At 67.9% G+C, this 21963-nt stretch carries 22 protein-coding genes; 5 read left to right on the forward strand and 17 right to left on the reverse strand.

All coding sequences use genetic code 11. From position 1 onward, the window contains the following. Positions 1-14 precede the first annotated feature (14 nt). Positions 15-1025: a quinone oxidoreductase gene (locus tag CXB49_RS05255; protein WP_101707432.1), complete on the forward strand. Its 1011-nt coding sequence runs from the start codon at positions 15-17 to the stop codon at positions 1023-1025. On the opposite strand, the gene CXB49_RS05260 is transcribed toward CXB49_RS05255, so the two are convergent. From CXB49_RS05260 to CXB49_RS05310, 11 genes are all read right to left on the reverse strand, one after another. Continuing rightward, a complete protein-coding gene (locus CXB49_RS05260) occupies positions 987-2399 on the reverse strand; it encodes an MFS transporter (RefSeq protein WP_101707433.1) in 1413 nt (470 codons plus the stop codon). The two genes, CXB49_RS05255 and CXB49_RS05260, sit on opposite strands and share 39 nt — an antisense overlap. A 107-nt stretch (positions 2400-2506) precedes the next feature. Next, on the reverse strand, positions 2507-3109 hold the full coding sequence (locus CXB49_RS05265; protein ID WP_101707434.1) for a hypothetical protein: 603 nt from the start codon (positions 3107-3109) through the stop codon (positions 2507-2509). Between the two features lie 103 nt (positions 3110-3212). Continuing rightward, positions 3213-3665, reverse strand: coding sequence for an aminoacyl-tRNA deacylase (locus CXB49_RS05270; protein WP_158300621.1), 453 nt, complete (start codon positions 3663-3665; stop codon positions 3213-3215). 17 nt (positions 3666-3682) lie between these two features. Next, on the reverse strand, positions 3683-4306 hold the full coding sequence (locus CXB49_RS05275) for a LysE family translocator (RefSeq protein ID WP_101707436.1): 624 nt from the start codon (positions 4304-4306) through the stop codon (positions 3683-3685). A gap of 82 nt (positions 4307-4388) precedes the next feature. Further along, complete coding sequence (locus CXB49_RS05280) at positions 4389-5321, reverse strand: LysR family transcriptional regulator (protein ID WP_101707437.1); 933 nt, start codon at positions 5319-5321, stop codon at positions 4389-4391. Positions 5322-5535: 214 nt separating this feature from the next. Then, positions 5536-6738, reverse strand: a complete 1203-nt coding sequence (gene pcaF / locus CXB49_RS05285) for a 3-oxoadipyl-CoA thiolase (RefSeq protein ID WP_101707438.1) — start codon at positions 6736-6738, stop codon at positions 5536-5538. Between the two features lie 11 nt (positions 6739-6749). Beyond that, positions 6750-7418: an alpha/beta hydrolase gene (locus CXB49_RS05290; RefSeq protein ID WP_101707439.1), complete on the reverse strand. Its 669-nt coding sequence runs from the start codon at positions 7416-7418 to the stop codon at positions 6750-6752. Between the two features lie 24 nt (positions 7419-7442). After that, positions 7443-8264 (reverse strand): 3-keto-5-aminohexanoate cleavage protein, encoded by an 822-nt coding sequence (locus CXB49_RS05295; protein WP_101707440.1) that lies wholly within the window; start codon positions 8262-8264, stop codon positions 7443-7445. Between the two features lie 51 nt (positions 8265-8315). Further along, entirely contained in the window at positions 8316-9245 is a 930-nt protein-coding gene (locus CXB49_RS05300; RefSeq protein WP_101707441.1) for a DMT family transporter, read from the reverse strand. A gap of 203 nt (positions 9246-9448) precedes the next feature. After that, on the reverse strand, positions 9449-10162 hold the full coding sequence (locus CXB49_RS05305) for a helix-turn-helix domain-containing protein (protein WP_101710615.1): 714 nt from the start codon (positions 10160-10162) through the stop codon (positions 9449-9451). A 277-nt stretch (positions 10163-10439) separates the two neighbouring features. Continuing rightward, positions 10440-11408 (reverse strand): NAD-dependent epimerase/dehydratase family protein, encoded by a 969-nt coding sequence (locus tag CXB49_RS05310; RefSeq protein WP_101707442.1) that lies wholly within the window; start codon positions 11406-11408, stop codon positions 10440-10442. Positions 11409-11504: 96 nt separating this feature from the next. Here CXB49_RS05310 and CXB49_RS05315 point away from each other — a divergent pair, with 96 nt between their 5' ends. Continuing rightward, a complete protein-coding gene (locus CXB49_RS05315; protein WP_101707443.1) occupies positions 11505-12392 on the forward strand; it encodes a LysR family transcriptional regulator in 888 nt (295 codons plus the stop codon). A 162-nt stretch (positions 12393-12554) separates the two neighbouring features. On the opposite strand, the gene CXB49_RS05320 is transcribed toward CXB49_RS05315, so the two are convergent. From CXB49_RS05320 to CXB49_RS05340, 5 genes are all read right to left on the reverse strand, one after another. Next, the gene (locus tag CXB49_RS05320; RefSeq protein WP_101707444.1) at positions 12555-13010 is read right to left on the reverse strand and encodes a MarR family winged helix-turn-helix transcriptional regulator; all 456 of its coding nucleotides are present in this window, start codon (positions 13008-13010) and stop codon (positions 12555-12557) included. 92 nt (positions 13011-13102) lie between these two features. Further along, the gene (locus CXB49_RS05325) at positions 13103-13993 is read right to left on the reverse strand and encodes an intradiol ring-cleavage dioxygenase (RefSeq protein WP_101707445.1); all 891 of its coding nucleotides are present in this window, start codon (positions 13991-13993) and stop codon (positions 13103-13105) included. Positions 13994-14018: 25 nt separating this feature from the next. Continuing rightward, positions 14019-15110, reverse strand: a complete 1092-nt coding sequence (locus CXB49_RS05330) for a maleylacetate reductase (protein ID WP_101707446.1) — start codon at positions 15108-15110, stop codon at positions 14019-14021. A gap of 20 nt (positions 15111-15130) precedes the next feature. Further along, positions 15131-16480: an MFS transporter gene (locus CXB49_RS05335; protein ID WP_101710616.1), complete on the reverse strand. Its 1350-nt coding sequence runs from the start codon at positions 16478-16480 to the stop codon at positions 15131-15133. Between the two features lie 45 nt (positions 16481-16525). Then, on the reverse strand, positions 16526-17542 hold the full coding sequence (locus CXB49_RS05340; protein WP_101707447.1) for an amidohydrolase family protein: 1017 nt from the start codon (positions 17540-17542) through the stop codon (positions 16526-16528). Positions 17543-17836: 294 nt separating this feature from the next. Between CXB49_RS05340 and CXB49_RS05345 the strand changes: the two genes are divergently transcribed. The 3 genes from CXB49_RS05345 to pcaF (CXB49_RS05355) are packed head-to-tail and all read left to right on the forward strand — an operon-like array spanning position 17837 to position 20388. Beyond that, positions 17837-18523 (forward strand): 3-oxoacid CoA-transferase subunit A, encoded by a 687-nt coding sequence (locus CXB49_RS05345; RefSeq protein WP_101707448.1) that lies wholly within the window; start codon positions 17837-17839, stop codon positions 18521-18523. Continuing rightward, on the forward strand, positions 18520-19176 hold the full coding sequence (locus CXB49_RS05350; RefSeq protein WP_101707449.1) for a 3-oxoacid CoA-transferase subunit B: 657 nt from the start codon (positions 18520-18522) through the stop codon (positions 19174-19176). The genes CXB49_RS05345 and CXB49_RS05350 overlap by 4 nt, the downstream gene beginning before the upstream one ends. 9 nt (positions 19177-19185) lie before the next feature. Beyond that, complete coding sequence (pcaF, locus tag CXB49_RS05355) at positions 19186-20388, forward strand: 3-oxoadipyl-CoA thiolase (protein ID WP_101707450.1); 1203 nt, start codon at positions 19186-19188, stop codon at positions 20386-20388. A gap of 134 nt (positions 20389-20522) precedes the next feature. Here pcaF (CXB49_RS05355) and CXB49_RS05360 read toward each other — a convergent pair whose 3' ends face one another. Next, positions 20523-21956 carry a TolC family protein gene (locus tag CXB49_RS05360; protein WP_101707451.1) on the reverse strand — a complete coding sequence of 478 codons (1434 nt, stop codon included), beginning with the start codon at positions 21954-21956 and terminating at the stop codon, positions 20523-20525. Positions 21957-21963 lie beyond the last annotated feature (7 nt).

The following is a 21963-nucleotide window of genomic DNA, read 5'->3' on the forward strand; positions in this document are numbered from 1 at the left end:
AACAGGAGATCATCATGCACGCGCCAACATTGTCCACCGCGGAGCCGACGGTAGGCCGCATCGCCATCGAGGCCTACGGCGACGCCTCGGTCCTGACATTCGAACGGGCGGCGCTGCCGCCGCCGGCCGCCGGCGAGGTCCGCGTCCGCCACACGGCGATAGGCGTCAACTTCGTCGACGTCTACCACCGGGCCGGCCGCTACGCCTTGCCGGCGCTGCCCGGCGTGCCCGGGGTGGAGGCCGCCGGCGTCGTCGAGGCCGTCGGGCCGGGCGTCGAATCGCTGCGGCCGGGCCAGCGCGTCGCCTATGCCGGTCTGCCGGCCGGCGCCTACGCCACCGGCCGCAATCTCGCCGCCTCGCGTCTCGTCGCATTGCCGGACGATGTCGACGCCGACACGGCGGCCAGCCTGCTGTTGCGCGGCATCACCGCCCACATGCTGTTCACCCGGGTCAGGCCGCTGCGGGCCGGCGACACGGTGCTGGTGCACGCCGCCGCCGGCGGTCTGGGACTGGTGCTGACGCAATGGGCCAAGGCGCTGGGGGCCACGGTGATAGGCACTGTCGGCTCCGCCGCCAAGGCCGAGCTGGCGTTGCGGCACGGTCTGGACCACGCCATCCTGTACCGCGAGCGCGATTTCGCAGCGGGGGTGCTGGAGCTGACCGACGGGCACGGCGTCGATTACGCGATAGACGGCATAGGCGGGCAGACCCTGCTGGACACGCTGGGCGCGGTGCGGCCCTTCGGCATGGTGGCCAGCGTCGGCCAGGTCGCGGCCGGCGGGACGCCGGCGATCGATCCGGAACGGCTGGGGCCGGTCCGCTCGATCGCGCTGGCCCGGCCCAGCGTGCTCCGCTTCATCGCCGATCCTGCGCAGTATCGCGAAGGCGCGCAGGCGACGCTGGACAGGCTGCGGGCCGGCCTGAGGCCGGTGGTGGGCGCCGCGCTGCCGCTGGAGCGGGCGGCGGACGCGCACCGGCTGCTGGAGTCAGGCGCCGGAGCCGGCGCCATCCTGTTGCGGCCCTGAGCGGGACGGGTGCCGGACCGTGGCGTGGAACGCCCGCGGGCTGACCCAGGCGCCGGCCAGCGCCAGCAGCGCAGACAGCGCCAGGATGGGCTGCGCGTCCGGCGGAGCGGCCGGGCGCGCCAGCGCGTGCATCAGCATGCCGGCCAGCGCCAGCGCGATGCTGGAGGACAGCGCGTCGCTCAGTTGCAGCGCCGACGCGTTGCTGCCTTGCTCGTCCGGTCGGGAAAGCTTCATCGTCAACACCGACAGCATCGGGAAGCTCAGGCCTATGCCCAGCCCGTTCAAGGCCCAGCCGGCCACCACCCAGGCCGGGTGCAGCGACAGGCCGGCGGCGACCAGCGCGACGGACAGGCCGACGGCCATCGCGACGAAGCCGGCGGTGAGTCCGCGTCGGCGCGCGGCCTCGGCGCGCAGCCGCGCCTGGGTGGCGCTGCCGACGCTCCACATCAGCGCGCCGGCGGTCAGCGCCAGCCCGGCTTCGGCCAGGCTCCAGCGGTAGCGGGTGGTCAGGATCAGCGGGACGAAGGCTTCGCTGGCGAAGAAGGCGGCGGCGATCAGGCCGCGCATCGCCACCACCGCCGGCAGGCCCTCGGCGGCGCGCAGGCTGCCGGCCGGCAGCAGGCGGCGCGCCGCGAAAACGGCGACGGCGAAGCCGATGGCGAGGACCGGCGGTATCCATTCCGGCTGCGGCAGATGGCTGCTGCCGTGTAGGGTCAGCGCGCCGCCGGCGGCCAGCAGGCTCCAGCCCAGCCGCCGCCAGCGCATCGGCTTGTCGGCGCCGGCCGGGGCCGCCTGCCGGCTCAGCGCCGGCAGCAGCAGCGCGCCGGCCACCGGCGCCACCGCCGCCACCGCCAGGAACACCGCGCGCCAGCCGAAGGCGTGGACCAGGCCGGCGGCGATGCCGGGGCCGATCAGCGCCGGCACCACCCAGGCGCCGGCGAACATCGCGAACAGCTTAGGGTGCAGCGCCGGCGGCACGGCGCGCGACATGCCGACATAGATGGCGACGCCCAGCAGGCCGGAACCCAGGCCCTGCATCAGCCGGCCCAGCACCAGCGTGTACATGTCGGAGGCCGCACCCGCCGCCAGCAGGCCGGCGATGAAGGCGGCCAGGCCCAGCCAGGCCGAGCGGGCCGCGCCGTAGCGGTCGCAGATTTCACCGCCCAGCGCCATGCCGACCACCGAGGTGGCCAGCGTGCCGCCGAAGGCGATCGCGTAGAAATCCAGGCCGCCCAGCGCCGTGGCGACGGCCGGCATCGCCGCGGCGACGGCGATGGCCTCGAAGGCCAGCAGCGAGATCAGCGCGATGCCGCCTATGCAGGAGGCGGTTCGGCCCTGGCTGAAAAGACTTTCATTGTTGACGGGGACTGGCATTGGAAAAGGCTCTTGTGGCGGGTAGGAGCGTCCATGATGAAAGTTCAAGTTAACTTTAAGTCAAGGGCGGATGGTTTCCGCCGGGAGTGTCTGTCCCGCCTGCGGGCTCACGCGCCGGGGCAGGCGTCGGACAGATCGTTCAGGCCCTGGCTGTCGCGGCGGAAACGGGCGACGGGCCCGTCCTTGCCGTAATCGATGGTGATCACGTACAGGCTGTCGAAGTCGTCCTTGCCCCAGACCGGGACCTGGCCGGCGCCGTCCTTGCCGCCGTAGCGGCGCATGATGTCGGCGGCCATCGTTTGCAGCTGCTTGTGTTCCCAGGCGATGTAGACCGTCTTGCCGTGGCGCAGCGGATTGAGCAGCTGCTGTTGCAGGCCGTCTATCGCCAGCATGTCGAAGCTGGTGTCGACCGGCAGGCCCTGGGCGATCGCGGTCGGTTCTATCGTCGCCAGCGGGCGGACGTAGTTGAAGGTGCCGGCCGGGTCGCGCTTCTGGCTGGCGGTGGACGGCGCGTAGATCTGGTCCGCCTTGCCGTACTTGGCCGGCAGCGTCTTGATCAGCGCCAGCGAACGGTTCAGCCCCTTGCAACTGAGCTGGCCGTAGCCGCCGTCCGGCTTCTCGCCGTGGCGCAGCATGACCAGGGTCTGGACATCGGCGGCGAAGGCGGGCGCGGCGGCCAGCAGCGGAAGCAGCAGTCGAATGAGTTTCATCGATTCGGTCCGTGTAGGTGACGATCTGTCAATTTCGCGCCCGCGCCGCCAGGATGCAAGCGAAATCGCAAGTCGCGCCGGAAGCCCGTGTCCGGCGACGCGCCTACTCGTACCAGAGCGAGACGCGGTTCAACTCCGCCAGCGCGTGGGGGGAGATCTTCAGCGTTCTGAGCGGATCGCCGGCGCCGCCGTAGACGAAGTCGTGGGCCAGCAGCAGGCGGTCCATCGCGCAGGGGAGATCCAGACCCAGCAGCGGCACCGCGCCGGCGTCGCAGCCGGTGATCTCCCGCACGCGGCGGCGGTCCGCCAGCCGGGCCTGGCTGCGGCCCAGCGTTTGCGCCAGCTTGTCCCAGTCCACGCCGTCCCGTGCGCCGGACAGGATGCAGGCGAAGATGTCGCCGTCCGCATCGATGATCAGCGTCGGCGCCGTCTGCGCCATCGCGATGCCGAAGTGGGCCGCGCCTTGCCGTGCCGAGCGCAGCGGCTGCTGGTGTTGCAGCACCTCGCCGCCGTGGCGGGCCGCCAGCGCGGCGAAGGCTTCCGGATTCCATTTCATCACACTCTCCCGCATCGTCACACCACCAGGATGCGCAGGCCCAGCAGCAGCATCAGCGCGCCGCCGCAGCCGTCTATCCATCGGCTCTTGCGATGCAGGCCGCGCAGGACCGGAGGATGTGAAATCAGCAGCGTCAGCAGCGCGTACCAGCCGAAATCCAGTCCCATCGCGGTGCCGGTCAGCAGCGCCTGGCCGCTGGCCGGCATGTCGGCGGTGACGAACTGGCTGAGCAGGGCGACGAACATCACCGCCAGGTGCGGGTTGGACAGCGACACGGCCAGGCCGGTGCGGGCGGCGCGCCAGGCCGAGGTCGGCGCGGCGGCGGCGGTTTCGCCGCCGGCGGCCCGCGCCGGGCGGGACGCCGCGCGCAGGCCCTGCACGCCCAGCCAGACCAGGTAGGCCGCGCCGAGGCCGGAGATGATCTTGAACAGCAGCGGATGCGCCGCCATCACCATCGCCAGCCCCTGGGCGGCGGCCAGCGCGTACAGGCCCACGCCCAGCGCGTGTCCCATCGCGGCGGCCAGGCCGCCGGCGCGTCCGCCGCGGGCGGTCTGCTGCAACACCATCGCCAGGCTGGGGCCGGGCGACATCGCGCCCAGCATGCAGACGCCGGCGAATTGCAGCCAGGTGGTCCAGGTCATAGCTTTCTCCTTGTTTGATGACAGTCCGGACAAAGTCTATGAGCTGGGCGCGGCCGGCAGAACCGCTATCGGCTGATAGCCGCTATGCGTCCCCCGCATACTTGCTGACGCCGTGGATCGAGTGGTACAGCACGTCGAAGACATGGCCGCGGAACCAGCGGTGCGCCGGGTCCTTGTCGGTCCGGCCGTGCCACAGCAGCCAGTAGCGGTAGGTGTAATCGATGAAGGGCATGGCTTTGGCGCGTACCGGGAACTGGCGCTGGAAGCGGACGGCCAGGTGTTCCGGCAGCGTCAGCAGCAGCCGGCTGCGGGAGACGATGCTCAAGGCCGACACGAAATAGGGCGTGGCGATGCGGACGCCGCGGCTCAGGCCCTGCCGGGCCAGCTGGACATCGACGAAACCGTCCTTGTCGCTGGCGGAACTGACGCGCACATGCGGCCAGGCCAGATAGTCGTCCAGCGTCAGCGCCGGCTGCCGGCGCAGCGGGTGGTCGTCGGCCATCACGCACATCGGCTTGTCCTGGCCTAGCGACTTGCCGTAGATATTGTCCGGCACCTCGTCGGCGATGGTGGAAATCAGGTCTGCCGTTCCGTCCGACAGCATGTCGAAACGGCCCGCCTGCCAGGGCAGGAAGCGCAGGCCCATCGCCGGCGCCTGCGGCAGCACCCGGTCCAGGATGTCCGGCAGCATGTATTCGGCCAGATAGTCGGAGCCGGCGAAGGAGAATTCCCGCTCGCAGGCGGACGGGTCGAATTGCGGCGGCTGGTACAGCTGCTCCACCTGCTCCAGCACCGTCTTCAGCCCCAGACGCAGTTCCTCGGCCCGTTCGGTCAGCACGAAACGCTGCCCCTCGCGCAGCAGCAGCGGGTCTTTGAACTGCGCGCGCAACTGCACCAGGTGGCGGCTCATCGCCGACTGGGTCAGGCCCAGCCTGGCGGCCGAATGAGTCAGGTTCCGCGTTTCCAGCAGCGCTTCCAGCGAACGCAGCAGGTTCAGATTCAGGGGGAGGGACATGGGCGCATCCATTGCTTGCGGGAAACCCGCGGCCGGTTCGAATCCATCGATTGTCGATCGGGAACGGAATTTATGGAACCCTTGCGCGGACGCGCGGCGTTGATGGCCAGGAGCGGAGATGGCGGGGAGGGAGATGTCCGGAACGGGCCCGGACGGGGAGAGCCTTCGCTGGAGAGCCGGCCCGGACCGCGGTGAAGCGGTCCGGGCCGCGCGCTCAGACGCGTTCCAGAATCAGCGCCAGGCCTTGGCCCACGCCGACGCACATCGTGCACAGCGCGTAGCGCTTGCCGCTGGCCTGCAGCTGCGCGACGGCGGTCAGCGCCAGCCGGCTGCCGCTCATGCCCAGCGGGTGGCCCAGCGCGATGGCGCCGCCGTTCGGGTTCACCCGTTCGCAATCGTCGGGCAGGCCCAGCGCGCGGGTGACCGCCAGCGCCTGGGCGGCGAAGGCCTCGTTCAACTCGATCACGTCGATGTCGTCCATGCTCAGGCCGGCCTTGTCGAGCGCCTTGCGGCTGGCTTCTATCGGCCCGGCGCCCATCACGCGCGGTGCGATGCCGGAGCTGGCCGACGCCACCACCCGCGCGCGCGGGCGCAGGCCATGGCGTTGCGCCGCCTCGGCCGAGGCGATGATCATCGCCGCCGCGCCGTCGTTGACGCCGGAGGCGTTGCCGGCGGTGATGCTGGAGTCCGGGCCGAACAGCGCCTTCAGCTTGGCCAGCTCTTCCGGCGAAGTCTGGCGCGGGTGCTCGTCGCGGTCGACGATCAACGGATCCTGCTTGCGGCGCGGAATCGACACCGGAATGATCTCGCCGTCGAAGAAGCCGGTTTCCAGCGCGGCGAAATAACGCTGCTGGCTGCGCAGCGCGAACGCGTCCTGGTCCTGGCGATTGACGCCGTATTCGCGCGCCACGTTTTCCGCCGTGGCCGGCATGGTGTCCACGCCGTATTGGCTCTCCATGGCCGGATTGACGAAACGCCAGCCTATGGTGGTGTCGTGGACCTGCAGGTCGCGGCCGAAGGCCTTGTCCGATTTCGGCATCACGAACGGCGCGCGCGACATCGACTCCACGCCGCCGGCGATCAAGAGCTCGGCCTCGCCGGACTTGATGCTACGGGCGGCCAGCGCCACCGCGTCCAGGCCGGACGCGCACAGGCGGTTCACCGTCAGGCCCGGGGTTTCCACCGGGTAGCCCGCCAGCAGCAGGCCCATGCGGGCGACGTTGCGGTTGTCCTCGCCGGCCTGGTTGGCGCAGCCCAGGATCACCTCGTCGATGGCCTCCGGGTTCAGGCCGGGATTGCGTTCCAGCAGCGCGCGCAGCGGAATCGCCGCCAGATCGTCGGCGCGTACGCCGGACAGCGAGCCGCCGAAGCGGCCGATCGGCGTGCGCACGGCGTCGCAGATGAAAGCGTCGGTCATGGGGCTTCCTTTCAGTTCAGGCTGGCTTGCGGTTGCAACAGCGCGGACAGCAGATCGCGGGCGGCGTCGATCTCGTCGGCGCAGACGTGGTGAGGCATGCCCGGATAGGCGCGGAAATCGACATCGGCGCCGGCGCGGCGGAAGGCCTGGGCGGTGCTTTCGATGCGTTCCAGCGGCATCCAGCTGTCGCTGTCGCTGGTGCCGAAGAAGGCCGGAAAGTCCAGCGCCGCGGCCGGCGATTCCCAGGCCGCCTCATCGGGGCCGAACAGGCCGCCGGAGAAGGCGATCAGCCCGCCGATGGCGGCCGGACGGCGGTAGATGTATTCGGTGGCCAGGCAGGCGCCCTGGGAAAAGCCCATCAGCACGATCTGGCGGTCGGCGAAGCCGTAGCCGCGCAATTCTTCTATGGTGGCGCTGACGCAGTCCAGCGCGTGGTCCAGCGACGGCTGGTTGCTGTCCACCGGGGCCATGAAGCTGTGCGGATACCAGGTGCGGTCCTTGGCGATCGGCAGGATGTAGGCGACATCGGCCAGGCCGATGGCTTCGCCGTTCTTGTAGGCTTCCTCGGCGCTCTGGCGGCGGCCGTGCAGCAGTACCACGGCCAGCTTGGCCTGGTTCAGCGGCGCGCCGTAGATTTCCAGGCCTTGTTCTTTGTGCGGGTTCGGATCGATTGCGCTCATGACATCAGTCCTTGATGAAGGGTGTTAGTGAATGCCCAGAATCTGTTTGGCTTCGGACGGGGAGGCGATTTCGCGGCCGACTTCGCCGGCCAGTCGGACCAGGCGCTCCACCAACTGGGTGTTGTCGCGGGCCAGCTCGCCGTAGCGGTAATAGACGTTGTCTTCCAGGCCGGTGCGCACGTGGCCGCCCAGCAGCATGGTGTGCAGATTGATCGCCAGCTGATGCTTGCCTATGCCCAGGGCCGACCACACGCTGTCCTGCGGGATGCTTTCGACGAAGTGCAGCAGGTTCTTGCAGGTGGCCGCCGCGCCGCCCTGTATGCCCATGGCGAAGCTGAAGCACAGCGGACCGGTCAGATAGCCGTCTTCCTGAAGTTTCAGCGCCTCGCCGATGATGCCCTGGTGGTAGACCTCGATTTCCGGCTTGGCCCGGTATTCGCGGATGTCCAGCGCCAGCGCGCGGGCCAGGTCCGGCGGATTGATGAAGGGCTTGCTGCCGTGGTTGACCGAGCCGCAGTTGAAGGAGGCGATGTCGGGGCGGAAGGACAGATGGTTCCAGGCCTCTTTCTTCTCCAGCTGCGGCGGCAGGTTCAGGCCGGAGGTGCTCAGGTTGATCAGGATGTCGCAGCGCTCGCGGATGAGACGGACGATTTCGCCATAGATGCCCGCGTCGTAGCTGGGCGTGCCGTCGGGATTTCGGGCATGGATGTGGACCACCGAGGCGCCGGCGTTCCAGCAGTCGTGGGCCGCCTGGGCGATCTCCTCCGGGGAGAACGGAACCGCCGGGTTTTTTTGCCGGCTGGTGATGCCGCCGTTGACGGCGGCGGTGATGATCAGTTTTTGCATGATGGGAAGGCTCGGTTAAAAAAACGGGAAAAGCGGTAGCAACGGCGGCGCTCAGGCCTTGCCGTCGGCGGGCAGGGCGTGCGGCCGTCCGGCGGCGTCCGGGCGTTTGGACACCAGGTAGATGCCGATGCCGATCAGCACGCCGCCGGCCAGCTCGTGCAGCGACAGCGAGTAGCCGAAAGCGGCGAAGGAAATCAGCGTGGCGAATAGCGGCGACAGGAACAGGAAGCCGCTGGTGCGCACCGCGCCGCCCAGTTCCAGCGCCATGAACCACAGGGCCATGGCCCCGGTGGTGGCCGGCAGCGCCAGCCACAGGAAGGCGATCAGCGCCCGGTCGCCGTGCGGCAGCGCCGGCGCTTCGCCGACGGCCCAGGCCAGCAACGCCAGGAAGGCCGAACCGATCAGCATCTGCCAGAAGGTCAGCACCCAGACGTTGATGGCGATGCGGCTGCTCTTGACCACCAGCGTCGAGGCGGCCCAGCAGGCCGCGCCGCACAGCACCAGCGCGTCGCCGGCGCCGAAACCGTCCAGCTTGTTGAGGCCTATGCACATGGCGACGCCGAAAAAGGCCAGCGCCAGGCCGACGGCAGCCAGTGGGTGGATTTTTTCTTTCAAGGCCAGCCGCGACATCAGCGCCACGATCAGCGGCGTGCACGCCATCAGGATGGCGGCCTTGGCCGGGGTGGTGCTGCGCAGGCCGATATTGAGAAAGCCCATCGATCCGGCGGTCTGCAGCAGGCCGATCAAGATCAGAATGCCCCAGGGGCGTCGCTGGGAAGCGGCATGCCGCCGATGGAGACGCTGCCACAACAGAATGGGAGCGATGCCGGCCGACGCCACCAGAAAGCGCGCCACGGCGGCCCATAGCGGCGGCATTTCCGACAGCACGATCTTGGAGGACGGGAAAGTGGAGCCGAACAGAAAGGTGGCGGCCAGAATCAGCAGCCAGTAGCGCTTGGCGTCGTAATGTTGCTTGGACATGTTTAGCCGGCCAGACATCAGTTTCGATAGCTATTTATCATATTGAAACTGTTTGGTTCGGGCTTCTCGCAACTGGACAATTCCTTCTTCAAACCGGACAGAAATGTTGCACTGCGATGAAACGGCGGGAAGGCGGGGGGAAGAGGGGGCGGAGAGACGATGAAGGGGGAGCGGGCCCGGCCGGATCGGCCGGGCCGCGGGCATCAGGAGAAGTACTGGCTGGGCGTGGTGTTCATGATGCGGCGGAACATCGAGGAGAAGGCGCCCGGCGTCTCATAGCCCAGGTCCGAGGCGATCAGGGTGACCGGCTCGCCGGCGCCCAGTCGTGGCAGCGCCGCCATCGCGCAGACCTGTTGCCGCCAGTACAGATAGGATACGCCCAGTTCCTGCTGGAACAAGCGCGCGAGTGTGCGGCTGGACGCCCCGACCATCTCCGCCCATTCGTTCAGGCCGCGCTTGTCGCCGGGGGCCGCCAGGATGGCGGAGCATACCCGCTGCAAGCGCTGGTCGTTGAGCGGCGGCAGCGGCAGGGCCGCCTCGCTGGACCACTGGATCTCGTCGATCAGCAAGTCCAGCAGCCGGCCTTCTTTTTGATCGGTCGGCGGTATGCTGCTGGTGCGCATCAGGCGGATGATGATTTCCCGCATCAACGGCGAAATGACGACGGCTTTCGGCGCATGCGGCAATTGCGCCAGATAGCGCGGGGACTGGATGTACAAGGTCCGCAGCGACACGGCGCCGCGCGCGCGCATGCTGTGTTCCGTGTCGGGGGGCATCCAGATGCCGCGTTGCGGCGGCACCAGCCACAGGCCGGCGGCGGTGGAAAGCTCCATCACGCCGGCGACGGCGAAAATCAGCTGGCCTTCCCGGTGCCGGTGCGCGCCGATCAGGTGGCCGCTGGGAAAGTCTTTGGACATGGTCCATGCCGCAACATCCGGCAGGGCGGTGTTGGATTCTATTGCCATGTGTTTTTTCTGGTTTGAGGGTAGCCCGGTGTAATGCATTTATAATACTGCGCCGAACAAAATATTCCTATGGATTAAGCGGCTGCTTGTAGATGATTCTGCCAGCGCGCCGCGGACTTGGCGTCAAACGGCAAAGAGAGGGCTGAACAGGCCGAGGCCCGTCGATGCGGCCGCGCGTCGGCGGCAGCGGGCCGTTCGCCTGTCGCGACGGCGCCGCCATGCCCTCGGATCAACGCGGCAGGCAACCCAGGCCGCGCAGCGTCGTCTCCACCGCCTCGTCCAGCGGCGTCAGCCATTCTCGCCCCTGAACCGCCAGCAGCCGGCGGTTGTCCATCCGCACCGGCCTGCGCCACAGATAGCGCATTTCCATCAGCTCGCGCAGCGTGGCGTTGAATGGCGCGATCAGCCGGATCATCCACCAGGGGAAGGCCGTCACCGTGGCGCTCAGGCCGTGCCTTTGCAGCACGCGGCGTATCGCCTGCGCCATCTCGGTGCCGTCCCCGTCCCAATGGCCGCCGAGATGAAAGGTGGCGAACGGCTCCAGCGATTCGCGCCGCGCCAGCAGATCGACGATATTGCGCGCCACGTCCGGCAGATAGGCCCATTGATGTCCGACGCCGGGCGCCGCCGGATTCTGGATGCGGCCGGGCGTCTTGCCGGGCTGGACCAGACCCTGCGAAAACCAGTTGTTGCCGGCGCGGGGGCCGAAGAAATCGCCGGCGCGGACGATCAGCGTCCGGCCGCCATCGGCCGCGTAGGCGCGCAGCCTGGCCTCCATTTCCACCCGTATCGCGCCTTTGCGCGTCAGCGGGCGCTGCGGGGCGTCCTCTGTGATGATGGGAAAGGCGTCCGGTCCGTAGTTGTACACCGTTCCCGGCAGCACGACGGTCGCGCCCTGCTGCCGCGCCGCGGCTATCGTGTTGTCCAGCATAGGCAGCACCAGCTCGGCCCAGCGCCGGTAGCCCGGCGGGTTCACCGCGTGGACGATGACCGCGCATCCCCGGGCCGCCCGTGCCACATCGTCGGGCCGCATCGCGTCGCCGCGCACCCAGGCTATGCCGTCGCGGGACTGTTCGGGCTGTTCCAGCGTGCGGACCAGGCCGCGGACACGCCAGCCCGCGTCGCGCAACTGGCGCGCCAGCTCGCCGCCGATGCCGCCCGCGGCCCCTATCACCAATATCTGTTGTTGCGTCGTCATGATCGTGCTCCTCTTCCGTTTGCGATGAGCCAATCTTATGGCGCTTCGAATCAATACGGAATTGACTAAAACAGCAGAGTATCAATACATTTATGTATGGATACGACGATAGACTGGCAGCTATACCGCTCCTTTCTCGCGGTGCTGCGCGAGGGCTCGCTGTCGGCGGCGGCGCGCGCGCTGGGCCTGGCGCAGCCCACTCTGGGCAGACACGTAGACGCGCTGGAGGCCGCGCTGGGCGTTTCGCTGTTCACCCGCTGGCAGGGCGGCTTGTTGCCGACCGACTCGGCCCGGGAGCTGAGCCGCTATGCCGAGGCGATGGCCAGCAACGCGGCGGCGCTGGAGCGCATGGCGTCCGGCCTGGGCAATGCGCCTGGCGGCGTGGTCAGAGTCACCGCCAGCGAAGTGGTGGGGGTGGAGGCGCTGCCGGCGATACTGGCCGAATTGCGTCTGAATCATCCAGGCATCGAGGTGGAGTTGGTGTTGAGCAACCGCACGCAGGACCTGCTGCAGCGCGAGGCCGATATCGCGGTGCGAATGGTGCGTCCGCAGCAGGCGCAGTTGATCGCCCGCTCGATAGGCAATATCGACATCGGCCTGCACGCGACGCCGGCCTATCTCGCGGCGCGCGGCGAGCCGGCCGCGCCGGCGCAGCTGGACGGCCACAGCCTGATAGGCTTCGACCGGCCCAGCGCCTTTGTGCGGGAGGCGGCCAAGCGGATGCCGGCCCTGAGCCGGGAGAGATTCGGCCTGCGCAGCGACAGCGACCTGGCCCAGCTCGCGCTATTGCGGGCCGGCGCCGGCATCGGCTTCTGCCAGCGGCCGTTGGCGCGGCGCTACGGCCTGAGCTGGGTGCTGCCCGAGCACTATCGCCTGTCGATGGATACCTGGGTCACCATGCACGAAGACCTGCGCCACAATCCGGCCTGCAAGGCGGTGTTCGACGCCCTGGTCGACGGCATGCGGCGTTACGCCGGCGTTTAGAGTCTGTTCAAAGTCTTTTTGTGAGCGTACCGGAGACGTTTTCTGCCGGCGCATGGCTTTGTCAAACGTCCCTTGCAGTGGGCGACACTGCCGCGGGCCGTTTTTCGTGCCCCGCATCCGGCAGAATACCGTCGATGCCGCAAAAAGATCGTAAACAGGCTCTTAGACCAGCGGCTCCGAGTTCTCGTAAAGGCGAACGAGGAGATTTCTCAACAGCTCGGCCTCCTCGATGGTGAAGCGGGTCAGCGCGACCTTTTCATAGCGTTTCGCCAGCGGCACGATTTCCCGGGTCAGATTCGCGCCTTCGTCGCTGAGCCGGAGGCGGATCGCCCTGCCGTCCTGCTCGTTTTTCTCCCGGCAGACCAGTCCCTGCCGCACCAGCCGGTCGACTATCCGCGAAAGCGTCGAGGTGTCCACGGCCGCGTGCACGACCAGTTCCGAAAGGCTCTGATGCGGCTTGTGTCCCAGCGAGGCGCAGACGCGCCATTCGTTGAGGCTGAGTCCGAACGGCTTCAGCGCCTTGGTGAAAGCCTGTCCCATCCGGGCGCCGGCCCGGGCGACGAGATACGGAACGGCTTGTTCCAGGTCATGGCTGATGGCCGGGGCAGGTGTCGACATCCGCTCGCTCGCGTCAGATATTTGAATCTACAAATTATACATGTTGGCGTTTCATTTGAAATTTCACACATGAGGCGCTTGATCGGCGCCGGCTACCGCACGTTGTTTTGCAGGACGAAGGTCGGCTCAAGCAGCCAGTGCGGCGAGTCCACCCCGGGCTTGGCGGCCGATGCGGCGTCGGCGACCCGCTCGAAGTCTCCGATCAGGCTTTTCTTGACGCCGAACACCGCATCCTCGGCGAGATAAGGGCAATCCGGCGTGAAGACATGGGTGATCACCGGCTCATGGCCGGCCGCGTCGATGATGAAGTGGATATGCGCGGCGCGATTGGGGGATCGGCCGAGGCTGGCCAGCAGCTTGCCGACCGGCCCGTCGTTCGGGATCGGGTAGTGGCGCGGCTTGATCGAGCGGAACCAGAACGCGCCGCCGGCATCGGTGACGAACTTGCCGCGCAGATTCCCGCGCGGCTGTATGCCGGTCTGCTGGACGTCGTAAAAACCGTCGTCGTTTGCCTGCCATACGTCGACGACCGCATTCGCCACCGGCTGCCCGTCGGTATCGACGACGCGCGCCCGCACGAGCAGCGGCTCGCCTTTTCCGTCCAGGCAAAGATTCGCCCCGTGTTCGAGCACCGGCGTGCCGGCGACGAAAAACGGTCCGAGTATGGTGTTCTCGGTCGCGCTGCCGGGGCGACGGTGGTTGATCGCGTCGACCAGCATCGACACGCCCAGCACATCCGACAGCAGGATGAATTCCTGCCGCCACTCGTCGCACATATGGCCGGTTTCGGTCAGGAAGCGGATGGCGGCCAGCCATTCTTCGTGCGTCGGTTCTATCTGCTTGACCGCCGCGTGCAGGTGCTCGACCACGGCGGTGACGATTTCGCGCAGGCGCGGCGAGACATCGGGGGCGATGCGCGCGTTGACCGCCAGGGCGGAACGGCGTTCGCTGAACAGCGGATAAGAGGGGGCGCGGTTTCCCATCGTTTGTACCTCCGTTGACGGTTTTTCAGTCCGCCGACGACGGCGGTTTGCCGCCAAAGGCGCGTCGCAGCAGTGCACGCAGCGGAGCGCGCTTCGGCGCGCGCGGATTCCAGCAGGGTTGTGCCAGCGCCAGATCGACGGCATGGTCGATGCCGTCCGCCGGCATGCCTATGCCTTCCAGCGAGTAGCGGTAGTGCCCATCGCTGGTCGCGAGGCCCAGGCGATGGAACGCGAGCGCCGGATCGTCGGCCCGCAGCGCCTTGCGCAGCCGGCTCCAGACCGGAGCGATGGCGGGCGCGTTGTACGCCAGCACGTGCGGCAGCAGGATGGCGTGTGTTTCGGCATGCGGCAGATCGAACGTTCCGCCTATGACGTGGCAAAGCCTGTGGTGCAGCGCCATGGCCACCGAGCCCAGGCACAGGCCGCAGAGCCAGGCGCCGTACAGCGCGTCGGCGCGGCTCTTCAGCGCGCGCTTGTCGTTCCCTAGCCGCGGCAGCGCGCGGTACAGCGCGCGTATGCCTTCCTCGGCGATCAGGCTGACGATGGGATTGCCATCCCGGGCGTACAAGGCCTCGACCGCGTGGGCGAGCGCGTTCATGCCGCTGGCGCCCGACATGCCGGCGGGCAGGTCCAGCGTCAGCTCGACATCGTAGATGACCGTTTCCGGTTGAACGGCGGCGTCGCGCAGCGTGGTCTTCAAACCGTTCCGGGTCTCGCCGAGGATATTGCTCATTTCCGAGCCGGCGTAAGTGGTCGGCAGAACGATCTGTGGCAGATCGGTGCGCAGCGCAATTGCCTTGGACAGGCCGGTGGCGCTGCCGCCGCCGATCGCGACGATGCCGTCGGCACGGCACTCCCGCGCCAGCGCCAGCGCCTCGTCGGTGACCGAGGTCGGGGTATGCATTGCGGCGCGCGGGTAAGCGCCGGCGAACAAGTGGCCGAGCCGTGCGGCCAGACGGTCCGCCTCCGCTTGATGCGCCGGGCCATGCACCAGCAAGACCCGCGACATGCCGAGACGGGCCGCCTCGTCGGCAACGCCGGTCCGGGTGCCGGCGCCGAATATCACCCTGGTCGGCACGGCGGTGTAGATGAAGGGGTGGGCTGTCGAGTGCTGCATCTGGCGGTCTCCCGTTGCGATCAAGGTTCCGCGCGACCCATCCCGGGCCTGGCGGCGCGATGTGCCGGTTGCTTCGCGGCCAGCGCCGCCAGGGCCGCGCCGATGCAGGCTATGCCTATCGACAGCAGCATGGTTCGCGGCCCGCGGTGATGTTGCTGCAGCAGGCCGCCGATATAGGGGCCGAGAATGGCCCCCAGCCGGCCGACCGCCAGCTCCATGCCGACACCGGTAGCGCGCACGCTGGTCGGGTAGGCGGCGGCGGTGAAGTTGTTGAGAACGAATTGGGCGCCGATGATGCCGAAGCCGGCGACGGCGCTGATCACGATATTGGCGATATGTCCGCTGGAGAAGAGCAGCGCGAACACCGAGGCGGAGCCGGCCAGCCACCATAGCGCCAGCCAGCCGCGGGCGAAGCCGTATTGGTCGATAAGATGGCCGCAGGCCAGGCCGCCGGCGAAGGACGCGATCTGCAGCAGTGCGCCGTAGCCGAAGCTGGCGCCGAACGTTTCGCCGCGCGCGAGCATCAGGCTCGGAATCCAGGCGGACAGGCCGAAGATGGAAAACAGGCTGAGGAAACTCGCGGTCCAGATGGCAAGCGTCAGCCGGCGGTATCCCGGCGCCAGCAGCGCCAGCATTGATGGTTTTGATTCATGTGTTGCTCGCTGGATGGACGCATGCGAGTACCATTTGGCCCGCTCTGGCCTGAGTCGGGACAGGAGGTCCCGAACGGCGGCGTCGTCGCCGCGCATCAGCAGGAACTGCGGCGATTCCGGCAGATGGCGATGCAGGACCGGCAGCAGGAGGGCCGACAGGCCGCCGACCCAGTACAGTCCCTGCCAGCCGATGACGGGGGTCAGGAACACGCCGACGACGCCGGCCATCGTCCCGCCCAGCGCCCATCCGAACGCCACGCCCCACAGTGAGAACGCGTTGGCAGTTCGACGAGGGGCGAGTTCGTTTATATAGGTGGTCGATAGCGGCAGCAGCACGCCCAGGCCCAGGCCGGTGGCTACCCGCAGCGCGCAGAACACGGTGAAGGAGTCGGCGAGCAGGGCGGTCAGCAATGAGAACACGGTAATGATCCACAAGCCGCCGAGCAGCGTGACGCGCCGGCCGAATCGATCGGCCACGCCGCCATGCAGCGCCGCGCCGAATAGAAAGCCGATCAGCCCGCTGGATACCAGCATGCCGGCCTGCTGCGGCGACAGCAGCCACGGTTCGCGGACATAGTGGATGACGTAGGCCGGGTTGAAGGTGTCGTAGCCGTCGAACAGCGTCAGCGCGGCCATGGCGGCGCCGAGTTTCCGGTGCAGCTTTCCGACGGGGGCCTCGGCCAGTTCCGCCTTCAGCTCGACGCTGGGATTTTCCATCGCGTCCGGTTCCATCGCCTGTGCTCCGCCCGGCCCGTACGCCGTTCAGGCGAGCGTCCGGCGTTCCGGCGGCGCGTCCGCCCGGTCGGCGAGCCTGAACAGCCGCGCCGCGTTGCTCCGGCCTATCTTGGCGCGGTCGTTTTCGCCTATGGCCGCGGCGTCGAACCACAGGGCCGCGTGATCGATGTTCTCGAACGGCCAGTCGGTCGAGAACAGAATGCGGTCCGCTCCGACCTCGAGGATCGCGTGGATCAGCGTCTGCGTGTGGAAGTTGCCCGAGGTGGTCAGATGGAAGTTGCTGCGAAAGTACTCCGCCAGCTTCTTCTTGGCCGGGCAGCCGGGGGGCGTCCTGGTCCAGTCGTTGTGATGATCGATGCGCCACATGCTGTACGGCAAGCCTTCGCCCATATGGCCGAGGATGATCTGCAGCGCCGGTAGTTCGTCGAACAGGCCGGAGGCCATCAGGCGCAGCGCGTGCACCGCCGTTTCCTGTCCGAAGGCCCAGGCCGGGCCGAGCAGCCACGGATGGCCGTCGTAAATGCGCGCGTCGGCCGGCAGCGGATTGCGCGGATGCAGGTAGAAAGGCACGTCGAGTGATGCGACGGCAGCCCAGAAGGGGCGGTAGCGGGGCAGATCGTAATAGAGCGGTGTCTGGCCATCCCCGTCTTGCGAGAAGCCGTTGACCAGGGCGCCGACGAAGCCTAGCTCGCTGACGCAGCGCGCCAGTTCGCGGGCGGCCAGCTCCGGCGATTGCATCGGCAGCGCGGCGAAACCGCGAAATCGGTCGGGGCGTCTGGCGATCTGATCGGCCAGGAAGTCGTTGGCGCGCCGCGCAAGCTCGCCGGCGACGCGCGCATCGGGCACAGCCTGGATCGCCGGGGCGTTCAGTGACAGGATGGACAGCGCGATGCCGTGGCGGTCCATCTCCGCGAGCCGGCGTTCCTGCATGTCGAGCAGGCGGCGTTTCAGTTCCGGCCAGCAAGGCGGAGGAACGAAGCCCGCCGAATCGGAAACGGTGTCTTCAATCGCGAAATGCTCTTCAAGCGCTATCTTTCCGTCCATGTCGAACTCCTTATCTTCCGCGAAGGGGAGCGCGCTCGCGGCCGTCCCATGAGAGGGCGATGGGATTCACGGTATTCGTTTCTCCCGTGGCGGGACGGCGGGCTGAAGCACTCGCGTCCTGGCTGGGCGGGAGGAGCGGCGACGCGGCAATTATTTGAAAAATCAAATAACTGAGCCTAGTATATATTTGCAAAATCAAGTAATCAAGAGCGAAGGCGACTCCGCTCCGCGCCGCTGCCCGACGCGCGTCGATGCATGAGCGCGGAGGATGCCGCCCTATCCGGGAGCCAGGCCATGATGGACAAGACTGTTCGCACGCCGGAGGACGCCGTGGCCGGCATTTTCGACGGCGCCACCGTGATGATCGGCGGCTTCGGCGCCGCCGGGCAGCCGGTCGAGCTGATCGACGCGCTGATTTTTGGCGGCGTCGCCGACCTCACCGTCGTCAGCAACAATGCCGGCAATGGCGAGTCGGGCCTGGCCGCGCTGCTGGGGGAGGGCCGGGTCAGGAAAATCATCTGCTCCTTCCCGCGGCAGGCCGACTCGTGGGTATTCGACGCCTTGTACCGTGCCGGCAAGATCGAGCTGGAATTGGTGCCGCAGGGCAATCTGGTTGCGCGCATCCAGGCCGCCGGCGCCGGCCTGGGCGCCGTCTTCACGCCCACCGGCCATGGCACCTTGCTGGCCGCGGGCAAGGAGACGCGCCAGATAGACGGCCGGCACTATGTGCTGGAATACCCGATCCGGGCCGACTTCGCACTGATCAAGGCGCTGCGGGGCGATCGCTGGGGCAATCTGGTCTACCGCAAGAGCGCCCGCAACTTCGGCCCCGTCATGGCCGCGGCCGCAGCCGTCACCATCGCCCAGGTCGGCGAAGTCGTGCCGCTGGGCGCCATCGATCCGGAAGCCGTCGTCACGCCGGGCATCTTCGTGCAGCGCGTGGTCGCCATCGCGGGCGCCGCAGCGAGGAGGCCGGGATGAACCGGCTTGCCCGCGACAGGATGGCCAGGCGCGTCGCCCGGGACATTCCGGAAGGCGCCTATGTCAATCTCGGCATCGGCCTGCCGACCCGGGTGGCCGACTATCTGCCGGCCGAGCGCGAGGTTGTTCTGCACAGCGAAAACGGCTTGCTCGGCATGGGGCCGGCCCCGGCGCCGGGAGACGAGGACCCGGACTTGATCAATGCCGGCAAGGAGCCGGCGACGCTGTTGGCGGGGGGCTGCTTTTTCCACCACGGCGACTCGTTCGCGATGATGCGCGGCGGCCATCTGGACATCTGCGTGCTCGGCGCTTTTCAGGTGTCGGCGGGCGGCGACCTGGCCAACTGGCATACCGGCGCGCCGGACGCGATTCCGGCGGTGGGCGGCGCGATGGACCTGGCGGTTGGCGCCAAGCGGGTGCTGGTGATGATGGAGCATCTGAACAAAAACGGGGACTGCAAGATCGTCGAACGCTGCACCTATCCGCTGACCGGCCTGGCTTGCGTCGACCGCATCTATACCGATCTGGCGGTGATGGACGTGACGCCGTGTGGCCTGGTGGTTGTTGAGATGGTAGAAGGGCTGGCCTTCGAGGAATTGCAAGGCCTGACCCCGGTGCCGCTCAAGCTGGCCGGCGATGCGGCGGTCGATTGAGGAAGCGATATGGAAGACGTCTATCTCTGCGATGCCGTCCGCACGCCGTTCGGTCGCTACGGTGGCGCCCTGGCCGGCATCCGCGCCGACGATCTCGGGGCATTGCCGATCCAGGCGTTGATGGCGCGCAACCCCGATGTCGATTGGGCGGCGCTGGACGACGTGATCTACGGCTGCGCCAATCAGGCCGGCGAAGACAACCGCAATGTGGCGCGAATGGCCAGCTTGCTGGCCGGCCTGCCGGCGACGGTGCCGGGTTGCACCATTAATCGCCTGTGCGGCTCAGGACTCGACGCGATAGGCTCGGCCGCCCGAGCCATCAAGAGCGGCGAGGTCAGTCTGTTGATCGCAGGCGGCGTAGAAAGCATGAGCCGCGCGCCGTTCGTGATGGGCAAGGCGGACGGCGCGTTCAGCCGCAATATGACGATGGAGGACAGCACGATAGGATGGCGCTTCGTCAACCCGTTGATCCGGGCGCGATACGGCGTCGACTCGATGTCGGAAACCGCGGAGAACGTGGCGGCTGAATTCCGTATCAGCCGGGAGGACCAGGACGTGTTCGCATTGCGTAGCCAACAGCGCGCCATCGCCGCGCAGCAGGACGGTCGTTTGGCGGCGGAAATCGTGCCGGTGGCCATTTCGCAGCGGGGGGGAGAGGTTGTCCTGCTCGCTCGGGACGAGCATCCGCGTCCCTCCTCGCTGGAGGCGCTGGCCAGGCTCCGGGGTGTGGTGCGCCCGGATGGCACGGTGACCGCCGGCAATGCTTCCGGCATCAACGATGGCGCCTGCGCCGTATTGCTGGCCGACGAGGCCAGCGTGGTGCGCCACCGGTTGACCCCGCGCGCCCGCGTGTTGGCGATGGCGACTGCCGGCGTGGAGCCGCGCATCATGGGCATGGGGCCGGTGCCAGCGGTGCGCAAGGTGCTGGCCAGGGCCGGGCTGTCGTTAGCGCGGATGGATCTGATCGAATTGAACGAGGCCTTCGCCGCGCAGGCGCTGGCCGTCATGCGCGAACTGGGTTTGCCGGACGACGATCCGCGCGTCAATCCGAATGGCGGAGCGATCGCGCTTGGCCATCCGCTGGGCGCTTCCGGGGCGCGGCTGGCGGCCACGGCAAGCTATCAGCTGGCGCGCGGCGGCGGGCGTTACGCGCTGTGCGCGATGTGCGTGGGCGTTGGGCAGGGCATCGCGCTGCTGATTGAGCGCGTCTGACGACGATTCGTCATCGACCCGGCATCACCGGATAGTTGGGCTTGCCGGCGCCGACGACTATGACGTTCTTGAGGCTGAAGAAAATGGCCGCTTTCCTCTTGCAAGCGGCCACGGAGTCTTTCAAAACCACTAATTTAAGAATCCTGCCACGCGCCCAGCGCTAGTTGCACTTGCACATAGGCCGCAATGGCATCGGCATGCGCCGCTAGCTCGGCACGACGCGCCTGTTGCAGGCTGGCGTGTGCCGCCAGCGCCTGGCTTTGCGGTTCCAGCCCGGCTTGGCTGCGCGCCTGGCTGTAGGTGGCGGATTGACTGGCCAAGGCTTCGGCATCTCGTGCGCTGGCCAGTTGCGCCTTGGCGGCCTGCCACTGCCTCAGGCTGGTTTCACTTTCCTGCAGTGCGTTCAGAACAGTCTGCTCGTAGTGATGCAGGGCCGCCTGGCCTTGTTGCTCGGCGCTGGCGCGACGGGCGGCGCGGCGGCCTGCATCCAGCCAATCCCAGCTGAAGGCAGGACCAAGCGCATAGCGCAGCGCGTCGGCGTTGCCCAGCAGGCCAAAAGGCGCCATCACGCCGGCTGTCAGATCCAGACTCAGGTGCGGCAGGTGGGCGCGATCCGCCAGCGCCGCCTCTCCCAATCTGCTGCGCAGCTCGGCGTCGGCACGTACCACATCCGGACGCCGCGCCAACAAATCGTGCGGGTAGGCAATCGCTGTATCGGCCGGCACCCCCGGTAATTTCGGCTCACCGCCGGCGCGCGGCGACAACAGCGGGTTGTCGCCGCATAGTACGGCGAGCGCCGCCAGCGCCGATGCGGCGGTCGCGTCATTGGCTGCCAGTTCCGCCTCGAGTTGATGACTGGCGCTGGCGGCGGCCAGGACTTCGCGCGGGTCGATCAGTCCAGCTTGCTGCCGATATTGCAGTTGGCGGTGACGCTGTCGCAACGTTGACAGCTCATCCAGCAGCAACTGGCGATTGAGCCTGGCCTGCTGCCAGCGGGTGTATTGGCGGACCACGTCGGCCTGCAGCAGCACCGTGGCGGCATGCAGGTCGGCCGCGCGGATATCGGCCTGGCGTTCGGCCACGGCAGTGGCGGTAGCGGTTCGGCCAAACAGATCGAGCTCCCAGCGCAGGCTTTGCTGCAGCACGCCGATATTTTGCGCTGGCGGACGGGACAAGCCTTGACGGTACGGGTCAACCTCAATACCTGACAGTTGCTGCCGCTGCGCCTGGCCACCCAGGCTGCCTTGCGGCAGGGCGTCCCGCGCGGCGGCATCGGCAGCGCTACGCGCTGCCCGCACGGTAGCCAGCGCCTCCTGACGCTGGTGGTTGCTCTGCATCGCCTGTTGCAGCAGGGCATCCAGCTGCGGATCATGCAAGGCCTGCCACCAGTTGGCCGTCGTTTGCCCCACGCGAATGCCGGCGGCGCTGGCTGCTGGGCTGGCGTGTGCCGCCAGTGCCTGGCTGCTGGGTGCAATCTGGCTAGGCGGCACCACCGCCGCACAGCCGCCCAGCAGCGCCAGGCTCACCCAGATAGCCTGGCGTGGGAATGACAAAACATGATTAAACATGGTGAAT

Source organism: Chromobacterium sp. ATCC 53434 (genome assembly GCF_002848345.1).
Taxonomy (GTDB): Bacteria; Pseudomonadota; Gammaproteobacteria; order Burkholderiales; family Chromobacteriaceae; genus Chromobacterium.